18 protein-coding genes are annotated in these 16,388 nt (G+C 37.7%); 12 read left to right on the forward strand and 6 right to left on the reverse strand.

Annotation, left to right across the window (positions count from 1 at the left end; translation table 11 throughout):
• The 4 genes from A6M55_RS11265 to nadD all read left to right on the forward strand — a co-directional run.
• On the forward strand, nt 1–330 hold a 330-nt coding region (locus tag A6M55_RS11265; protein ID WP_156511040.1), incomplete at its 5' end, for a sigma-70 family RNA polymerase sigma factor.
• Nucleotides 331–544: 214 nt separating this feature from the next.
• On the forward strand, nt 545–811 hold the full coding sequence (locus A6M55_RS11270; protein WP_229235518.1) for a hypothetical protein: 267 nt from the start codon (nt 545–547) through the stop codon (nt 809–811).
• A 194-nt stretch (nt 812–1,005) separates the two neighbouring features.
• Nucleotides 1,006–1,608 carry a guanylate kinase gene (gene gmk, locus A6M55_RS11275; RefSeq protein WP_064197690.1) on the forward strand — a complete coding sequence of 201 codons (603 nt, stop codon included), beginning with the start codon at nt 1,006–1,008 and terminating at the stop codon, nt 1,606–1,608.
• Nucleotides 1,605–2,177: a nicotinate (nicotinamide) nucleotide adenylyltransferase gene (nadD, locus tag A6M55_RS11280; RefSeq protein ID WP_064197714.1), complete on the forward strand. Its 573-nt coding sequence runs from the start codon at nt 1,605–1,607 to the stop codon at nt 2,175–2,177. The genes gmk and nadD overlap by 4 nt, the downstream gene beginning before the upstream one ends.
• Before the next feature lie 62 nt (nt 2,178–2,239).
• Here nadD and A6M55_RS11285 read toward each other — a convergent pair whose 3' ends face one another.
• The 5 genes from A6M55_RS11285 to A6M55_RS11305 form a co-directional block, all read right to left on the reverse strand.
• Nucleotides 2,240–2,524 (reverse strand): hypothetical protein, encoded by a 285-nt coding sequence (locus A6M55_RS11285; RefSeq protein WP_064197691.1) that lies wholly within the window; start codon nt 2,522–2,524, stop codon nt 2,240–2,242.
• 111 nt (nt 2,525–2,635) lie between these two features.
• Nucleotides 2,636–3,538: an NAD(P)-dependent oxidoreductase gene (locus A6M55_RS11290; protein ID WP_064197692.1), complete on the reverse strand. Its 903-nt coding sequence runs from the start codon at nt 3,536–3,538 to the stop codon at nt 2,636–2,638.
• 59 nt (nt 3,539–3,597) lie between these two features.
• Nucleotides 3,598–4,296, reverse strand: a complete 699-nt coding sequence (locus A6M55_RS11295) for a peptidylprolyl isomerase (protein ID WP_064197693.1) — start codon at nt 4,294–4,296, stop codon at nt 3,598–3,600.
• 99 nt (nt 4,297–4,395) lie between these two features.
• Entirely contained in the window at nt 4,396–4,929 is a 534-nt protein-coding gene (gene idi, locus A6M55_RS11300) for an isopentenyl-diphosphate Delta-isomerase (RefSeq protein ID WP_064197694.1), read from the reverse strand.
• Nucleotides 4,930–4,985: 56 nt separating this feature from the next.
• The gene (locus A6M55_RS11305) at nt 4,986–6,245 is read right to left on the reverse strand and encodes a TlpA disulfide reductase family protein (protein WP_064197695.1); all 1,260 of its coding nucleotides are present in this window, start codon (nt 6,243–6,245) and stop codon (nt 4,986–4,988) included.
• 135 nt (nt 6,246–6,380) lie between these two features.
• Here A6M55_RS11305 and rsmH point away from each other — a divergent pair, with 135 nt between their 5' ends.
• The 4 genes from rsmH (at nt 6,381) to A6M55_RS11325 (ending at nt 11,359) form a co-directional block, all read left to right on the forward strand.
• Nucleotides 6,381–7,295, forward strand: a complete 915-nt coding sequence (gene rsmH / locus A6M55_RS11310; RefSeq protein WP_064197696.1) for a 16S rRNA (cytosine(1402)-N(4))-methyltransferase RsmH — start codon at nt 6,381–6,383, stop codon at nt 7,293–7,295.
• A gap of 110 nt (nt 7,296–7,405) precedes the next feature.
• Nucleotides 7,406–7,792 carry an FtsL-like putative cell division protein gene (locus A6M55_RS11315; protein ID WP_064197697.1) on the forward strand — a complete coding sequence of 129 codons (387 nt, stop codon included), beginning with the start codon at nt 7,406–7,408 and terminating at the stop codon, nt 7,790–7,792.
• A 138-nt stretch (nt 7,793–7,930) separates the two neighbouring features.
• Nucleotides 7,931–10,036, forward strand: a complete 2,106-nt coding sequence (locus A6M55_RS11320; protein ID WP_064197698.1) for a penicillin-binding transpeptidase domain-containing protein — start codon at nt 7,931–7,933, stop codon at nt 10,034–10,036.
• Nucleotides 10,037–10,078: 42 nt separating this feature from the next.
• The gene (locus A6M55_RS11325) at nt 10,079–11,359 is read left to right on the forward strand and encodes a hypothetical protein (RefSeq protein WP_064197699.1); all 1,281 of its coding nucleotides are present in this window, start codon (nt 10,079–10,081) and stop codon (nt 11,357–11,359) included.
• A gap of 23 nt (nt 11,360–11,382) precedes the next feature.
• Here A6M55_RS11325 and A6M55_RS11330 read toward each other — a convergent pair whose 3' ends face one another.
• The gene (locus tag A6M55_RS11330; protein ID WP_064197700.1) at nt 11,383–12,360 is read right to left on the reverse strand and encodes a YpdA family putative bacillithiol disulfide reductase; all 978 of its coding nucleotides are present in this window, start codon (nt 12,358–12,360) and stop codon (nt 11,383–11,385) included.
• A gap of 167 nt (nt 12,361–12,527) precedes the next feature.
• On the opposite strand from A6M55_RS11330, the gene A6M55_RS11335 reads away from it, so the two are divergent.
• The 4 genes from A6M55_RS11335 to A6M55_RS11350 all read left to right on the forward strand — a co-directional run bounded on the left by A6M55_RS11335 (nt 12,528) and on the right by A6M55_RS11350 (nt 16,187).
• Nucleotides 12,528–13,571 carry a hypothetical protein gene (locus tag A6M55_RS11335; protein WP_064197701.1) on the forward strand — a complete coding sequence of 348 codons (1,044 nt, stop codon included), beginning with the start codon at nt 12,528–12,530 and terminating at the stop codon, nt 13,569–13,571.
• A 145-nt stretch (nt 13,572–13,716) separates the two neighbouring features.
• Nucleotides 13,717–15,051 (forward strand): RIP metalloprotease RseP, encoded by a 1,335-nt coding sequence (gene rseP / locus A6M55_RS11340; protein WP_064197702.1) that lies wholly within the window; start codon nt 13,717–13,719, stop codon nt 15,049–15,051.
• Nucleotides 15,052–15,054: 3 nt separating this feature from the next.
• The gene (locus tag A6M55_RS11345) at nt 15,055–15,606 is read left to right on the forward strand and encodes a DUF6702 family protein (RefSeq protein WP_082892997.1); all 552 of its coding nucleotides are present in this window, start codon (nt 15,055–15,057) and stop codon (nt 15,604–15,606) included.
• 104 nt (nt 15,607–15,710) lie between these two features.
• Nucleotides 15,711–16,187, forward strand: coding sequence for a MarR family winged helix-turn-helix transcriptional regulator (locus A6M55_RS11350; protein WP_064197703.1), 477 nt, complete (start codon nt 15,711–15,713; stop codon nt 16,185–16,187).
• The last annotated feature ends 201 nt before the right edge of the window (nt 16,188–16,388 follow it).

Raw genomic sequence — 16,388 nt, forward strand, 5'->3', positions numbered from 1 at the left:
CAAGACGTTGAGACAACCTATAATTCGACAGAAGATGCCGAAATGGATGCCACAACTGACTTGCGTACGGAGACCGTGCAAGATATGATTGGCGATGAAGTTGCCAATGCCTTAAACAGCTTGCCCGTTGATTTCAGGACCGTAATTATTTTATGCGATATTGAAGGATTTACGTACGAAGAAATGGCCAAAATCTTGGATATTCCTATTGGAACAGTTCGTTCGAGATTACACCGTGCAAGAAATCTTTTGAAAGAGAAACTAAAAGGATATGCCTCTTCGATGGGGTATAAAACCGAAGAAATTGAGAGCGAAGAAGAAGATTTTTAATAGATAAAACAACACAAGTGAACAAATTTTGAAAGATTGCTGTTGTCCATTTGTTCAAACGCACGATAAAGCGAGTTATTCGACCGAATATTTTTTGTTTGAATAAGCAAGTTTCGAGAGAAAATACTTTATAAACTAAAGTAGACAAAATAAAATTACTGTTCCTATAATTATTAAATCAATGAAGTATCAGTGTGAAAATCATCAGAAGTGCATGAAAATGATACAGGCCGTTCTTGACGGGTCTGCATCGCCTGAGGAAGTAGAACACTTCAAACAAAACATGGATGCTTGTATGCCCTGTATTGAAACATACAAGTTGGAGAAAAGCGTGAAGGAAGCGATGCAGTCGAAAGTAGAAAAAAAGTGCTGTCCACAGTCGATAGTCATTGATATTAGAGCAAAAATCGGTTTAGCACTCTTATTGCTGGGGTTTATATTTATCGAAGTAAAACTCTATCATATCTTATTTAGTTGTTAATTTGAATAGTCGAAGGTCGATAGACCACAGTCGATAGTTTTTTTAAACAGTAATTAAGTACTACATTTGTAAAAATATTTGACCATCAAATGAATAGTTTGATGGTTTTTTTATAATTTTTGGTCATAATCCTCAGTCATGCCGACTTTCTTTCTGCTGTAAACTGTTGTCTATTGACCATCGAATAATCTCCCATGAAAGGTAAAGCAATTATATTTTGTGCCCCATCTGGCTCGGGCAAAACCACCATTGTCAAACATCTACTTGGCAAATATTCTAATCTCGGATTTTCGATTTCAGCTTGCACACGTGACAAACGTGGACGTAACGAAGAAAATGGCAAAGATTATTATTTTCTCGATATTCATGATTTCAAAGAAAGAATCGACCGTGATGAATTCGTAGAATGGCAAGAAGTTTATCCAGGAGCTTATTACGGAACGCTAAAAACTGAAATCGAAAGACTTTGGGATGAAGGTAAAAATGTGATTTTTGATGTCGATGTAAAAGGCGGAATGAACCTAAAAAAGTATTTTGGCGATGCTGCTTTGGCAATTTATGTGAAAGTGCCTTCGATGGAAGAATTGGAGCGACGTCTGCGTTCGAGAGGAACTGACGATGAAGATAGTATTTCACGCCGAATTTATAAAATGAAGTTTGAAATGGAGTTTCAGAATAAATTTGATGTGATTTTGCTGAATGACGACATCGAACATTCATGGCAAAAAGCAGAAGAATTGTACGAGAAATTTACCCAAGACGAATTAGTGATTACCCAAAAACCATTGGAACTGTGAAAATAGGTTTGTTTTTTGGTTCGTTCAACCCCATTCACGTTGGTCATTTGATTATTGCCAATACAATGGCGAATTGCACTGATTTGGAGCAAGTTTGGTTTATTGTTTCGCCACAAAATCCATTCAAGAAAAATAAAAGTTTGCTGCACGAGTTCGACCGACTGACGATGGTAGAAAAAGCGATTTCGGATAATTATAAGTTAAAAGCCAGCGACATAGAGTTTTCAATGCCGAAGCCAAGTTATACGATTGATACGCTAACGAAACTATCCGAACGTCACCCAAATCATGAGTTTAAGCTAATTATGGGTGAGGATAATTTAGTGCAATTTGAAAACTGGAAAAACTACGATAAAATTCTTGAATATTACGAACTTTACGTTTATCCAAGACCAAATACGGCCGAGCATAATTTTAAAACTCACCCCAAAGTAAAGTTTGTAGAAGCCCCATTACTTGATATTTCGGCAACATTTATCAGAAATTCAATAAAGGCAGGAAAACCTATTCGCTATATGGTCTCCGATGAAGTTGATGAATATATTCGTTGGAAGAAGTTTTATTTGTAAAAAGAAAATGTGGCACACCCCAATAGGTATGCCACATTTATTTATAGCATTTACTGTATTCTTTATAAGTTTCTTTTCTTGATTTCTTCTTCAAATTCTTTTCGGTCTTTTTTACTCGTAAAATAGAGAAGTACAAGAAAAAAAAGAGGAAAAAGAAATGGTGTACCATGGAATTTCCCTTGCCCATCCGTTGCGGCATCAGCTCCGATATAATATCCAAAAGAAAAGCATAGTAATATAAATAAAAGAATGAATAAGGCTACAAATAAATTGAAACCCATTTTATTCTTACGTTGCTTCTCAAGAAGCCGTTCATCGGTGAATGATGCGTATTTATTATTTTCCATAAAGATAAATAGGGCATAGTTGGAAAAGTTTTATTTATGCCATGTTCGGTCAAACGCAAATATATCCTCTTTTTAGGCGAATAGGGTGCGGACGTCGCTCGCCCCACAATCTTATTTACTAATCTGTCCAGCCAATACCTCAATTCCTTCGTTAAAACTAACTGGTTCATAACCAAGCACTTCACGAGACTTTGAAAGGTCAAAACCTGTTCTTGGTGGGCGTTTGGCTGGTTGCGAGAATGTGGTAGAATCGGCTTGCGAAATCAAAGACTTATCCAATTTGAAGTAATCGGCGGTCATGATTGCCATTTCGTAAGGAGTCAAGAAATCTTTACCCGAAATATTAAAAATGCCTTCAGCTTCTTGTTCGGCAATCAAGGCACAACCTTTCGCTAAATCTTCGGCCAAGGTAGGTGTTCGCCATTGGTCAGTTACGACCTTGATGTTTTTTCCATCTTCCAATGACTTTTTCACCCACAAAATAATATTTGTGCGACTCATATCGTGAGCAATACCATAAACCAAAACTGTGCGAGCAATTCCCCAACGGATATTACTATTCGTAACCAGTTTTTCGGCGGCGTATTTACTCCAACCGTAAAAACTTATCGGGTTTGCTTCGGCATCCTCTTTGTAAGGGCCAGATTTTCCATCAAAAATGAAATCGGTTGAAACGTGGAGCAAGAAACAGTCAATTCTTGAGCAAGCCTCAATTAAATATTCGACCGAACTTACATTCTGAGCCCAACAGGCATGTTTTTCGCTCTCACATTGGTCAACATTGGTCATGGCAGCGGTATGAATAATCACGTTTGGCTTAACGTTCCCCACAACTTCTTGCACTTGTTCTCGGCTTGTGATATCCATTGATAGGTATTCGTAGCCTTCAGAAAACGGCAAACGATTTTCGCCACGAGCAGTGGCAACGACTTGAAGGTCTTTTATATTTAGCAGTAATTCAACGAGTTTTTGACCAAGTAAACCGTTTGAGCCTGTAATTAAAATTTTTTTCATTTTATATTTTTTTAAAACTCTCCACAACTTGAGAGAAGCCTAAATGGAATTATCGAAAGTTAATACTTATATCCGAATTTCTTAGTAATCTTCTTTTTACGCATTTTTTTGACCGTCATGCTCATTTTTATGTCTTCTTTTGGGCGGTCGGCTGAATCTCTTGGTTGTTTGGCAATTGTATCAATCAAATCAAGGTTATCAATGGCTTCGCCGAAAACAGTATATCCATTGTCAAGTCGAGGTGTTCCGCCCAAAATCATGTACTCGGCACGTTGCTGAGTTGTATAATTCATGCCATTGCGTTGTGCAACTTGCGTAATTTCTTCATCAGTCATTTTTTTGCCTTGCACAATATAAAACTGACATGCACTTGATTTTTTTTCGGGATTATTATCACGAGCGGCCGCTAAAGCACCTTTTTTATGGACACGATTAGACTTAAATTCAAACGGAATACGTTCCATATTTCCGCCACCACCACCGAGACGTTGATTAGGTTTAGCTGTTTTAGATTCTGGGTCGCCACCTTGAATCATAAAACCATCAATGATGCGGTGAAAGAGAAGGCTATCGTAGAATTTTTGCTCAACTAACTTTATAAAATTGGCTTTGTGAAGTGGAGTGTCATCAAACAACACTAAATGTGTTGTACCATATTTGGTCTTTAAAGTAACTAAATAATCTTTTTTTGATTTCTTCTGAGCGAACGAAATAGTGCTGATTAGCAGTAAAGTATAAATAAAAAAGTGCTTCTTCATGCAGATAAAGGCTATGGATAAAGCACAAAAATACAATAAATATTTAAAGAGACTTCTGCGAACGAAAATCTTTTGATTGTACGGTAAAATTAGTAGTGTTTAAACCAATACTAAATTAGAAGCGACGAATGCCATGAATTCGTCGCTCTTTAATATTTCTTTGAACCAAAATGTATAATTCTGTGGGTTTTTCGATACATCGTCGAGCAATTCATCGACCGTAACCCATTTATAATCAGCTACTTCTTCGGGGTTTACAACGAATGATTCATTGTATGTTCCAACAAAAACATTATCGATTTCATTTTCAACTAAACCATTTTCAAATTCGGCACGGTACTGAAATTTATAAAGAAACTCTAAATCTGTATCAAATCCCATTTCTTCACCCAAACGGCGATGAGCAGCCGCACTGATTTCTTCGTTGGCGTTAGGATGTCCACAACAAGTGTTCGTCCATAAGTCGCCTGAATGGTATTTGTGCGAAGTTCGCTGATGAATCAACAACTCATTATTTTCATTGAATACCAAAATTGAGAAAGCACGGTGAAGCAAGCCTTGTTGGTGTACCCAAAGCTTTTCGCCCGTTCCGATTTCTACGTCTTGTTCGTTTACTACAATGATTTCAGTCATAAGCACCCCAAAAATGAATTGTTTACTTCTATAACTGCTCCAAAAACAAAATTGTTTTATTCGGCAGCTAATTTATCGACCAAACGATTGAAATCACTTACGAAATCATCGTAATATTGGCCTGTTCCTGGACCAGAAAATCCTGTGTGAATTTCACGCACTTGCCCTTTTTTATCAATGAAAATCGTAGTCGGAAAGCCCAAAACGTGGTTGAGCATTGGAAGCGTTTTTGAAGCTTCGGCTTTATCGTTTGTTCCTGCCAGAAGCACTTCGTATTCAATGCCAAAGCGTTCTTTTAAGCGTTTTATTTTGGGGTAAGCAAAAGTAGGGTCTGTACTTTTTTCGTAGGCTAAACCTATAATTTCAACACCTTTTTGCTTGTTTTTAGCATACCACGGAGCTAAAAACTTGCTTTCATCCATACAATTCGGACACCATGACCCCATGATTTGAACCACTACCACTTTTCCTTTATAACGTTCGTCAGTCAACGAAACTTTCTTGCCTTGTTCGTTTGAGAATGAAAAATCAATCGTTTTGTAGCCATCTTTCAAGTAAGTTAATGTTTTTTCGTCGGGTAGTTTTGCATTATCGTCTTTTATGCCTTCCCAAGATTCAAAACCATTCAAACCCGACCAAAAGCTGCCGCCTGTAAGTTTTCCACCGTCAATTTTTGCTTTGAACAAAAATAAGTGTGTTCCATCAAAACATGAAAGTTTCAAGGAATCGCCGATGATATTGCCCGAAAGATAGCGATAATCGCCCGTTGTGGTTAAGAACGTTCCGCTTACTTCATTGCCTTTGGTCGAAAATAATCCAACCGAAACCGTAGAATCTTTTTTATCTTCTGAGCGAAAAAGTACGCTGTATTTTGGAGCTAAAAGTGTTTCTGGTTTATCGGTTTTGTCAGTAAAACGATAGGTTTTGCCAAATTCTGCCGTAAAATCTCCTTGTAAAAAACTAAAATCCGAACGCATTTTTTTCCAGTAACCAGTCATTTTTTCGTCTTCAACTTTTGCTACAATTTCAGCATCGAACAATTCGATTGGAATATGTAGTGAATCATTTTTGATGAATGATTGATCCATTTTTAGTTTTTCTTCACCGTTCAGAATCGTCACGGCGTAAGCATCGCCCTCTTTCTGAATATCAAAATTGAAAGGTAATTCACCGCCTTTTGTCGGAATCACCGCTCGCCAAATGCCTGTTTTGGGTTCTGTTGAACTCTTGCAAGAATTTAATATAATTGCTAAAAAAAGTATTTTTACCACAGAGTTAAAGGAGTTTAACCACAGAGTTTTACGGAGTTTTTTCATGAGTTAATTAAAAAGTTTGATTGCCGCCTGCCTTATGCTAACTTTGCAATTTATTTAAAATTCAGATAAATGGTTGAGGTTTTATCATTTCAAACAATCATTAAGCATTAATCATTCATCATTTACCATTAATTTATGTCAGTTTATCACACGCCCGTAATGCTCAAAGAATGTCTCGAAGGTCTGAATATCAAACCCGATGGCATTTACGTAGATGTCACTTTCGGTGGTGGCGGACATTCAAGAGCGATTTTGGAGCAACTTACAACGGGTAAACTTTATGCCTTCGACCAAGATGCCGATGCCAAAGAACAAGCCAAACTGATAGACAACAAAAACTTGATTTTTATCGAAGCTAACTTTCGTAATATCAAGCAATATTTACGTTTGTACGGCGTAAAAAAAGTAGATGGGATTTTGGCCGATTTAGGTATTTCGTCGCACCAAATTGACACACCCGAACGTGGCTTTTCGACTCGCTACGATGCCGAACTGGATATGCGAATGAATCAAAATTCACCCATTTCTGCCAAAAATATTGTCAATGAATATTCGATTGATGAATTACATAAGATTTTGGGAATGTATGGCGAAATAAAAAATGCTAAAACCGCTGCCCAAACGATTTATACGGCACGCCTCAACCGAAAAATCGAAACGATTAATGATTTGAAAGGAATTTTACAGAAACTTGCTCCTCGTGGCAAAGAAAATAAATATTTTGCCCAAGTTTTTCAGGCCTTACGTATCGTTGTGAATGAAGAAATGGCAGTTTTGGAAGATTTCTTGAAACAAACCCCCGAAGTACTTGCTCCCGAAGGTCGTTTGGTAGTGATGTCGTATCATTCGCTCGAAGACCGTTTGGTGAAAAACTTTATTCGTAGCGGAAAATTTAGCGGAGAAGTAGAAAAGGATATTTTCGGGAATGATAAAAAACCACTCGAATCGGTTACGAGAAAAGCCGTTGAAGCAACACCCGAAGAAGTTGAGCGAAATCCACGTGCCAGAAGTGCCAAACTCAGAATTGCCGAACCAATGCCCGTAAAATAAATTTTGTATAAAAATCGCTTTTATTTCCACCTAATTTATAAATTTGTCTTGCTATTGAGCAAAAGCTCAATCAACGTGCTTTAATAATAAACCTATAACTCATTACTGGAATGGCAACGAATACTTTTCGGGACCGTCCTGAGCCTGTTACTATGGCCGCTCCCAAGCCGCCCCGCAAAACAGGCATCTTTGACCGCCTCAACACTTGGCTTACCAATCGCTTAGAACTTGGTGATGAACTTCCTACCGAAACCCTCCGACGAATCATCTGGTTGGGAATTTTGGGTATTTTCTACATTTATGTGCAGCATAGCTACGAAGGTTTTATCAAAAAAATCGACAAAGCTCGCAACGACATGGAAGAAAAACGTGCGGCCTATATCTCGCAAAAATCGAAGTATATGTTTGCCAGTAAACAATCTGAGATTGCTAAAAAGCTAACTAATGATGGTTTAGAAGAGAACATTACTCCTCCCACAAAAATTGTTGTAAAATAATTAAAAGAGTTCTGAGTTTAGAGTGTTGAGTTCTGAGTTTTTGCATTATACGCAAATGTCCAGGATAAATCTCTTAATTAGATTCTTCGTGTAATACACTCAGAATTCAGAACTCTACACTCAGAACTCATAAAGCTCATGGCACCAAAACGCTCTATACGTGATGAAATCCAGTGGCGTGCTAAAGTCACTTTTGGAATAGTTTTCTTGATTGGCTCATTGGTAGCTGCTCAGATATTTGTGATTCAGGTTTTTCAGAAGAAAAAGTGGATAGGCAAAGTTGAGAAAGTGCAACGTAAACCAATGGAAATCAAAGCTCAACGTGGTAATATTTTTGCTGCCGATGGTCGTAGTCTGTTGGCTACTTCTGTGCCACGTTATCGGGTTGGCATTGATGTAACTCGTGCAAAACCTGCCTATTTTAATGCAAAAATAGATTCTTTAAGTAATTCGTTGGCAAATTTCTTTCAAGACCGTTCGGCGGCCGAATACAAAGAGTTGATTTCAAATGCTCGAAAAGAGAAGAAACTGATTTTTGTTGCTCTGGGAAATCGTTTGGTTGATTATCAAGAACGTCAGAGAATTAAAAAGTTTCATTTTTTCAAGGAAGGGCCGATGAAAGGTGGCGGGAAATTTGAACAATTGGAGCGTCGGGTGATGCCTTTTGATGATATGGCTTTGCGTTCAATTGGAAAGCTCGACCGAAATACTCAGACACGTGGAGATTTTGGAATAGAGTTTAGTTTCAATAATTATTTGGCTGGACGAAACGGTGTTGGATTTTTTCAGCGTTTGGCTGGCGGAGTGTGGAAGCCCGTGAGCGACTCGCCCGAAGTTCGCCCCGAAGCTGGTTTAGATGTCGTTACGACCATTGATGTAAATTATCAAGACATTGTTGAAAGTGCCTTACGCAATCAAGTTATCAGTACTAACGCTAAATATGGTTCGGCCATCGTGATGGAAATTGCTACTGGAGAAATCAAGGCAATTACCAACTTGTCTCGTCGTGGCGGTTCGGATTCGACCAAGAAATTTTATTTAGAAGATTTCAACTATGCCGTTCGTGGCGGAACCGACCCTGGCTCAACTTTTAAACTCGCAACAATGGTGGCTTTGCTCGAAAAAGCCAAGATTGATTTAGACGACAACGCTGGTTTTTGCGGTGGAAGCATCATGCACAACAAAACCGAAATGACGTGTTCGGAAGAGCATGGAAATCAGACGGTAAGAAAAGTTTTTGAACATTCGTGCAATATCGGTATCTATAATTTGGTAAAAACGCACTTTGGTTTTAATAATGCCGATAATTTTGTTTCATACCTAACTCGCTTTAAACTCGACCAACCTGTTGGTTTTCAGTTAAAAGGAGAAACTGAGCCAATTATTAAAAATCGTAAAAGTTCGACTTTCAGTAATACAACTATTCCGTGGATGTCGATTGGCTACGAAACTCGTCTTACGCCACTACAAATGCTTACTTTCTATAACGCCATTGCTAATAATGGGCATTGGGTACAGCCGTTGATAGTTAAAGAAGTGCGTGAAGCCGACCGTATTATCGAAAAATTTGAAGCTAACCAAGACCCAACGCCAATCTGCTCAGAACGCACAGCAAAACTGGCTCAAGAAATGATGAAAGGTGTAGTAGCAAACGGCACCGCTCAGAATATCAACACTGGTTTTTGTAAAGTAGCAGGAAAAACAGGAACTTCTCGTAAGCGTGAAAATGGTTACGTGAAAAACCAATATTATACAGCATTTATTGGCTTTTTTCCAGCCGATAATCCAAAGTATAGTTGTGCAGTAATCATTGATGAACCACAAGGCGTTAACCTTTATGCTCGTGATGTGGCTGCTCCAGTTTTTAGAACCATTGCCGATAAAATTTTTGCGTATGATGTAGCCCTTCATCCGGCCAAAAATAAACCATCAAATATTCAGAAAATCGAAATGCAAGAACAAGCAGGTTATGCTGAAGATTTTCGTACGGTTGGAGAAGAATTGGGCTTACAAAATGCTCCAAGTAGTGCAGGTTGGGTAAAAGCATCGAAAAATGGCAACACGATTACGTGGAAAAAAGTCAATGATGATAGCAAAGATTTACCAAATATAGGTGGAATGACGCTGCGAGATGCCATACACATTCTTGAAAATAAAGGTTTTAAAGTTCGTTATTCAGGACTTGGAAAAGTAGCCGAATTTGCGATTGTACAGCCAAAAGTAGTAGCTTTGGTTTTGAAATAAGTTGTACGACAATTTTCTAAATTGTCATTGTGTTGATAACAAGTGATAAAGAAAACATCATTAGTCTTAACTTTTTCATGCCTTATAATTTGGCTTGGCTATATCACGCCACGCCAATCGTTTGAGCAATTAATCGGTTTATACTCCGCTCTTTTTGTTGGATATTTTTTCTTGATAAAAACATTTAAAAACGCTCGTGAAGTATTCTTCTTGGGCGTTTTTTTTCGTTTGCTCTTATTACTTGCTATTCCTGCCTTATCCGATGATTTTTACCGTTTTGTGTGGGATGGCCGCTTGCTATTTAATGGCATAAATCCTTATACAATTTTGCCTACGGACTTCATTCAAACCGTTGATTTTCAAAGAATTATTGGAGACAAAACGATTTTTGAAAAACTAAATTCTCCTAATTACTACACGGTTTATCCGCCACTCAACCAGCTCATATTTGCCGCTTCAGCCGCTTTATCACAAGGAAGTTTACTTGGAAATGTTGTAGCTTTGAGAATATTTATTCTTTTGGCGGAAATAAGTTTATTGTTCATTTTAATGAAGAATAAATACAGTGACAAATTCAACCTTTACGCTTTCAACCCCTTAATTATTATCGAACTAACAGGTAATTTGCACTTTGAAGGAGTAGTAATGTGCTTTTTGGTTTTGGCTTTTTATGTTGGAGTAAAAAAACGAAAAACGTTAGTGTTCAGTAGCTTTTTATTTGCCTGTGCGGTCTGTGTAAAGATGTTGCCACTGATTTTTATTCCTTTGATTATCAGGAAATTGGCTTGGAAAAAAGGAATTACTTATGCCGTTTTGGTTGGAATATTTACTGCATTGTTTTTTCTGCCATTTCTCGACCGAATGCTTATCGAAAAACTCTTTTCGAGTGTAAATCTTTACTTTCAAAAGTTTGAGTTTAATGCCAGTATTTATTATTTGGTACGAGCCGTTGGCTTCAAGGTTTTTGGCTATAATATTATCGGAACGGCAGGGAAAATCATGGCATTTTTGACATTTTCAGGAGTGCTTCTCATTTCGTGGAAATGCAAAAACCTGTTTGTAGGTGCGTTGGCTATTCTGACGCTTTATTTTGCTATGGCAACCACCGTTCATCCGTGGTATGCAACCAATCTTTTGGTGATTGCCATTTTTACGAGTTTTCGTTATCCAATTGTCTGGTCATATACTATTTTTCTCAGCTATGCCACTTATCAGACCAATCTCTATCAAGAAAACCTTTGGTTGGTTACACTTGAATATTTATTGGTTCTCGGAATGTTGATTTATGAAATTAGAAATAACTTCTACATAAAGCCCAAATGATACTCAATCATTCTACCAATCTATCATTCAAAATTGGATTTTATCTTCTCAATAATTTTTTCAGCATGAACTCTTGAGTTTTCTATGAATAGGCTGTGGGTATTCATTCCGCCACAAATTACGCCTGCGAGATAAATATTTGGTAGATTTGTCTCCATGCTGTGTTCGTCGTATTGCGGTTTCATAATTTCATCGGCTGAAAGATGAATGCCTATTTTTCTTAAAAAATCAAGATTGGGTTGGTAGCCAGTCATCGAAATCACCCAATCGTTTTCAACTGTAACCAAACCTTCAGGAGTTTTTACGATAACCGAATCTTCGGTAATTTCTTCTACTTCCGAATTGAAATAAGCTTTTATTGAACCTTCCTTAATTCGATTTTCAATATCGGGTTTTGCCCAATATTTTACTCGTTCTCCCACACCCTCGCCCCTAATAACCATCGTTACATCGGCACCTTTTCGCCAAGTTTCGAGAGCCGCATCAACCGCCGAATTGTTTGCTCCAACTACCAATACCTTCTGAAAAGCATAAAAATGTGGTTCTGTATAATAGTGCGTTACTTTTGGCAATTCTTCGCCTTTTACGCCCATTTTATGTGGGATGTCATAAAAACCCGATGCAATCACTACGTGAGTAGCTTCATAAGTTCGTTTTTTTGTGATGACTTCGTAAGTTTCTTCATTAGTTGATTTTACCTCCAAAACCGCCTCGAAAAGCTTGATATTCAACTTCCTATGAATCGCTACTCGACGGTAATACTCAAGTGCTTCACTACGAGTTGGTTTCGCATTGTTTGATACAAAAGGCACATCGCCAATTTCCAACCGTTCTGATGTACTGAAAAAGGTCATATTTGCTGGATAATTATAAAGCGAATTGACCAAACATCCTTTCTCCAAAATCAAATAATTTAAACCCGCTTTTTGGGCTTCAAGTCCGCACGCAAGGCCAATCGGCCCGCCACCAATAATAATAATGTCGTATTTTTGAGTATTCATTAGTCAAAATTAATATCTATTGTCTCGTGTCTCACGGCTTTTGTCTGTTAAGAAACAACAAAGTTTTCACTAAAATTCGTTCTTTTTGCTAAAACTATGCTAATTTTGAAAGTAGTTTCGTTAAGGAAAATCAGGAAGCAACATTTTTGAATCAATTACTTATTTCTATGAGGTTATTTTTTGCCTTGTTGCTCAGTTTGTTTGTTCGGATTGCTGTTGCACAAGATGTAAATTTTGTAAAAGTCTATCATCCTTTGGTCAATAAAGCTGAATTATTGGTGGTTGATGCCAATTATAAAGCGGCTCTCGAAAACTACCAACAAGCTTTTGCGGCAGTACCACGTGGCTTTATGAAAGATTATTTCAATGCCGCAGTTTGTGCTACATATTTGGGCGATGCCACCAATACTTACAAATATTTGCTTGAAGTGGCAGGAAAAGGTATAAGTCTTGATTTTATTAAAGATGAAACCGCTTTTATGGGTATTCAGCAAGACCCAAATTGGCGTAATTTTGAGAAAGAATATTTGGCAAAAAAGCGTGAATTTGACCAGAAAATCAACAAAGGATTAAAAGATAAATTGGCGAAAATAGTTGAGCGTGACCAGTGGTTTAGGGTACGAGGTGCAGAGGCTTTTGCCGATACTATTGTGAAAATTGACCGCCAAAATGCTTCAGAACTTGATTATATTTTTGATAGATATGGCTTTCCAGGAGAAGATGCGATTGGCTGTGGCGATGGTGGAATGCCGATAATTCAATATCCATTCTACACCGTTATTCGTCGTCAAACGCCTGAAAATCAGACAATTAATTTTTCTAATTATTTGATGGCAGCCGTAAGAAATGGCAAGATTTCACCGCATTCGGCTACGCACATCATGGCAACAATCAATGGTAATGATGTGTTTTTTGCCCGACACGTATTCAAAATTTTAACTGATGAATCGCTCGCAATGCAGGGAAAACCCTTTGCATTGAAGCTAAATAAGTGGGTTTTTAGGCAAATTGATAAGGTTGATGAACAAAGAATCAACGAAATGCGTTTGCAAAATGGGATGGAAACACTGGAAGAGTATCGAAAAAAGATTCTTTTTTCGGTCAATGATAATCGTTTTTTGTTTCCTTATCGTTCCTATATCGGAATGTGGTCAGTTAATGACCCAAATATCGCCGCCGATTATCTGGAAGGAACGGTGGTTTTGGAGTAAAAAGAATTTTCTGTGAAACGTCGGCAAGGTTTAAACCCGCAGTGGAACTGCTTGCCGACGTTAAAATCAGGAAAAAATATACATTATTTTCACAATTAAAAACTGATTTAGGCTAAAACTAAATCAAACAAATCAACGTCAACTAATGGCAATTTTAACAATGATTGGTCAGCTTTTGCTGGCATTGACTATTTTGGTCGGATTACACGAATTTGGACACTTTATTTTTGCTCGTATTTTCGGTATTAGAGTTAATAAATTTTATATTTTCTTCGATTTCCTTTTTCCATTGCCCAATGTATTAAACTTTGCCTTGTGGAAAAAGAAAAGTGGCGATACTGAATACGGTTTAGGTTGGTTTCCGTTGGGTGGCTATGTGGACATTGCGGGAATGGTCGATGAAACCAAAGACGCTTCGCAGCTTGCAGCCGTTCCAGAGCCTTATGAATTTCGCTCAAAACCAGCTTGGCAACGCCTTTTTGTAATGCTTGGTGGAATTATTGTTAATATTATTCTAGGAATCTTGATTTTTTGGGGTGTAAAATTTTATTGGGGTGAGGAGTATTACTCAAAAGCAGAGGTAAATAAATTGGGCTATTATGCACACCCGTTGGCACAAGAAATTGGCTTGAAAACTGGCGATAAAATCATCAAAGTAAACGGTGAGGACTATGAATCTTCGGGTGATGTTCGTGCTGCTCTGATGCAAGAAAACACTAACTTCACAATTGAGCGTAATGGTGAAGTTAGAGAAATTCCTGTTCCAAACGATTTGATTGATAAAGTAGCAAGTAAAGTACCTTTCATGGAGCCAATTTTGCCATTTAAAGTTGGAGAAATTGCCAAAGGAATGCCAGCCGAGGCAGCAGGTTTGAAAGTGGGTGATAAAATTGTAAAAATTGATAGCACTCCGATTGTTTGTTTCCAAGATTTTCAGGCGGCAATTAAGAAACAAGCTGGCAAAAAAGTTGAGCTGACCGTTGAGCGTGGAAATCAAACTGTTAAGATAAATCCAACTGTAACTGAAGAAGGAACAATCGGTTTTACTTCAGAAATGACCCTTACTTCAAGCAAACGCACCCTTTCGTTTGGTGAGTCATTCATCACAGGAGCGAAAGATGCACTTTCGGTGATTCCGAATCAAATTCAAGGATTTGGTAGAATCTTCAAAGGACATATTTCGGCAGGAAACGCCGTAAGTGGCCCAGTTGGTTTGGCTCAAATGTACGGTAAGTCATGGGATTGGGAAAGATTCTGGGGCTTAACAGGTTTATTATCAATGGGTTTAGCATTTATGAATGCTCTTCCGATTCCTGCCTTAGATGGTGGTCATGTTTTGGTGTTATTATACGAAATGATTACACGTCGAAAGCCATCAGAAAAATTCATGGAACGCACCCAACAAGTAGGTACATTCATCTTATTGACGTTGATGGTGCTTGTTTTGTTTAATGATACTTTTAAGGCTTTGTTTAAGTAAAAAATGATTAAGATTTTAGTTGCTCTTTTAGCATTGACGATAATTAACCCCTCCCAACCCTCCCCGAATTGGGGAGGGATTTTTCGTAGCTCCCCTTTAGGGGTTGGGGGGGGGGCTGCTCACGCCTTTCATACCTCTTTGACCGAAATTCAGTATAACGCCAAAGAGAAATCCTTGGAGATAAGTATCCGAATGTTTACTGATGATTTAGAAACTGCCTTAACGAAAGCCAACAACGGTCAGAAAATAATGATAGGAGGGAAGAATGATAATAGTGATGCTGTTTTGAATAAATATGTACAGCAGCATTTTGCAATTCTGTTATCACAAAAGCAAAAGAGAGCTATGAACGTACTTGGAAAAGAAATTGAAGGGGATGCAACTTGGGTTTATGTAGAAATTCCTAATGCTCAGGATTTTAAAGGAAATATACTTTATAATAACATCATGCAAGAGCTTTTTGATGACCAAACTAACCTCGTAAATTTCCTTCAACCAAATGGGAAGAAAACGTATGTTTTCAATGCAAAAACCAAAATTGCTGAGATTGAATAACAATCATGTAAAAATATAAAGTTTTAGTAGAAAAAATCACAGAACAGTATGCCTGCATACTGTTTTTTTGCTACTTTTGTGTAGGTTCGAAGCAAAAAACACCAATGAAAAAGGAAAAAACGATAGATTTCTACATAAAATGGGCGTGGCATTCAATTTCAAGAATGTACAATGCCTATGCGAATCCCAACGATATGACGATGGCGATTGGCTATGTGTTGCTAAACATTGACTCAGAAAAAGGTACACCTGCCACAAAAATTGGACCTTCGATTGGAATGGAGCCTCGAAGCTTGACCCGAATGCTAAAAACGTTGGAAGAAAAAGGCTGGATTTACCGTGAAATTGACCCCGATGATAAGCGTTTCGTAAGAGTGTTTTTAACCGAAGAAGGTCGCAAAAAAAGAAATTTTTCTCGTGAAGGGGTAATCATTTTCAACAAAATGATTCAAGAGCAAATTCCTGCCGAAAAATTGGCCGTTTTTTTTGAGGTAATTAAAGAAATCAACCGAATTGTTGATGAAGAAAATAGTAAAACAAAAGAAAACTTAATCTTAGAAAACGAAATACTTCTCAAGTAGGTAGTATTACAATTGTTGTAGTTTTTGGTAACATGGGTGCCAATAGCTACATAGTGTTGCCTAAATAAAGCGGCTAAACATATAATTTTTTCTATAAGATTTAGACATATCGTTCAAACTTCTTAGTGTTTGCTAACTGACCCTCCGAGAATGTAAAAGGAATATTTTAATCAATTTGAGTTTCCCTTTTTATAATCTCTT

The organism is Emticicia sp. MM (assembly GCF_001649495.1).

Coding starts and splice junctions, on each gene's coding strand:
- A6M55_RS11270 (WP_229235518.1), top strand. CDS start 545: ATGAAAATGATACAGGCCGTTCTTGACGGGTCTGCATCGCCTGAGGAA.
- gmk (WP_064197690.1), top strand. CDS start 1,006: ATGAAAGGTAAAGCAATTATATTTTGTGCCCCATCTGGCTCGGGCAAA.
- A6M55_RS11285 (WP_064197691.1), bottom strand. CDS start 2,524: ATGGAAAATAATAAATACGCATCATTCACCGATGAACGGCTTCTTGAG.
- A6M55_RS11290 (WP_064197692.1), bottom strand. CDS start 3,538: ATGAAAAAAATTTTAATTACAGGCTCAAACGGTTTACTTGGTCAAAAA.
- A6M55_RS11295 (WP_064197693.1), bottom strand. CDS start 4,296: ATGAAGAAGCACTTTTTTATTTATACTTTACTGCTAATCAGCACTATT.
- idi (WP_064197694.1), bottom strand. CDS start 4,929: ATGACTGAAATCATTGTAGTAAACGAACAAGACGTAGAAATCGGAACG.
- A6M55_RS11305 (WP_064197695.1), bottom strand. CDS start 6,245: ATGAAAAAACTCCGTAAAACTCTGTGGTTAAACTCCTTTAACTCTGTG.
- rsmH (WP_064197696.1), top strand. CDS start 6,381: ATGTCAGTTTATCACACGCCCGTAATGCTCAAAGAATGTCTCGAAGGT.
- A6M55_RS11315 (WP_064197697.1), top strand. CDS start 7,406: ATGGCAACGAATACTTTTCGGGACCGTCCTGAGCCTGTTACTATGGCC.
- A6M55_RS11320 (WP_064197698.1), top strand. CDS start 7,931: ATGGCACCAAAACGCTCTATACGTGATGAAATCCAGTGGCGTGCTAAA.
- A6M55_RS11330 (WP_064197700.1), bottom strand. CDS start 12,360: ATGAATACTCAAAAATACGACATTATTATTATTGGTGGCGGGCCGATT.
- A6M55_RS11335 (WP_064197701.1), top strand. CDS start 12,528: ATGAGGTTATTTTTTGCCTTGTTGCTCAGTTTGTTTGTTCGGATTGCT.
- rseP (WP_064197702.1), top strand. CDS start 13,717: ATGGCAATTTTAACAATGATTGGTCAGCTTTTGCTGGCATTGACTATT.
- A6M55_RS11345 (WP_082892997.1), top strand. CDS start 15,055: ATGATTAAGATTTTAGTTGCTCTTTTAGCATTGACGATAATTAACCCC.
- A6M55_RS11350 (WP_064197703.1), top strand. CDS start 15,711: ATGAAAAAGGAAAAAACGATAGATTTCTACATAAAATGGGCGTGGCAT.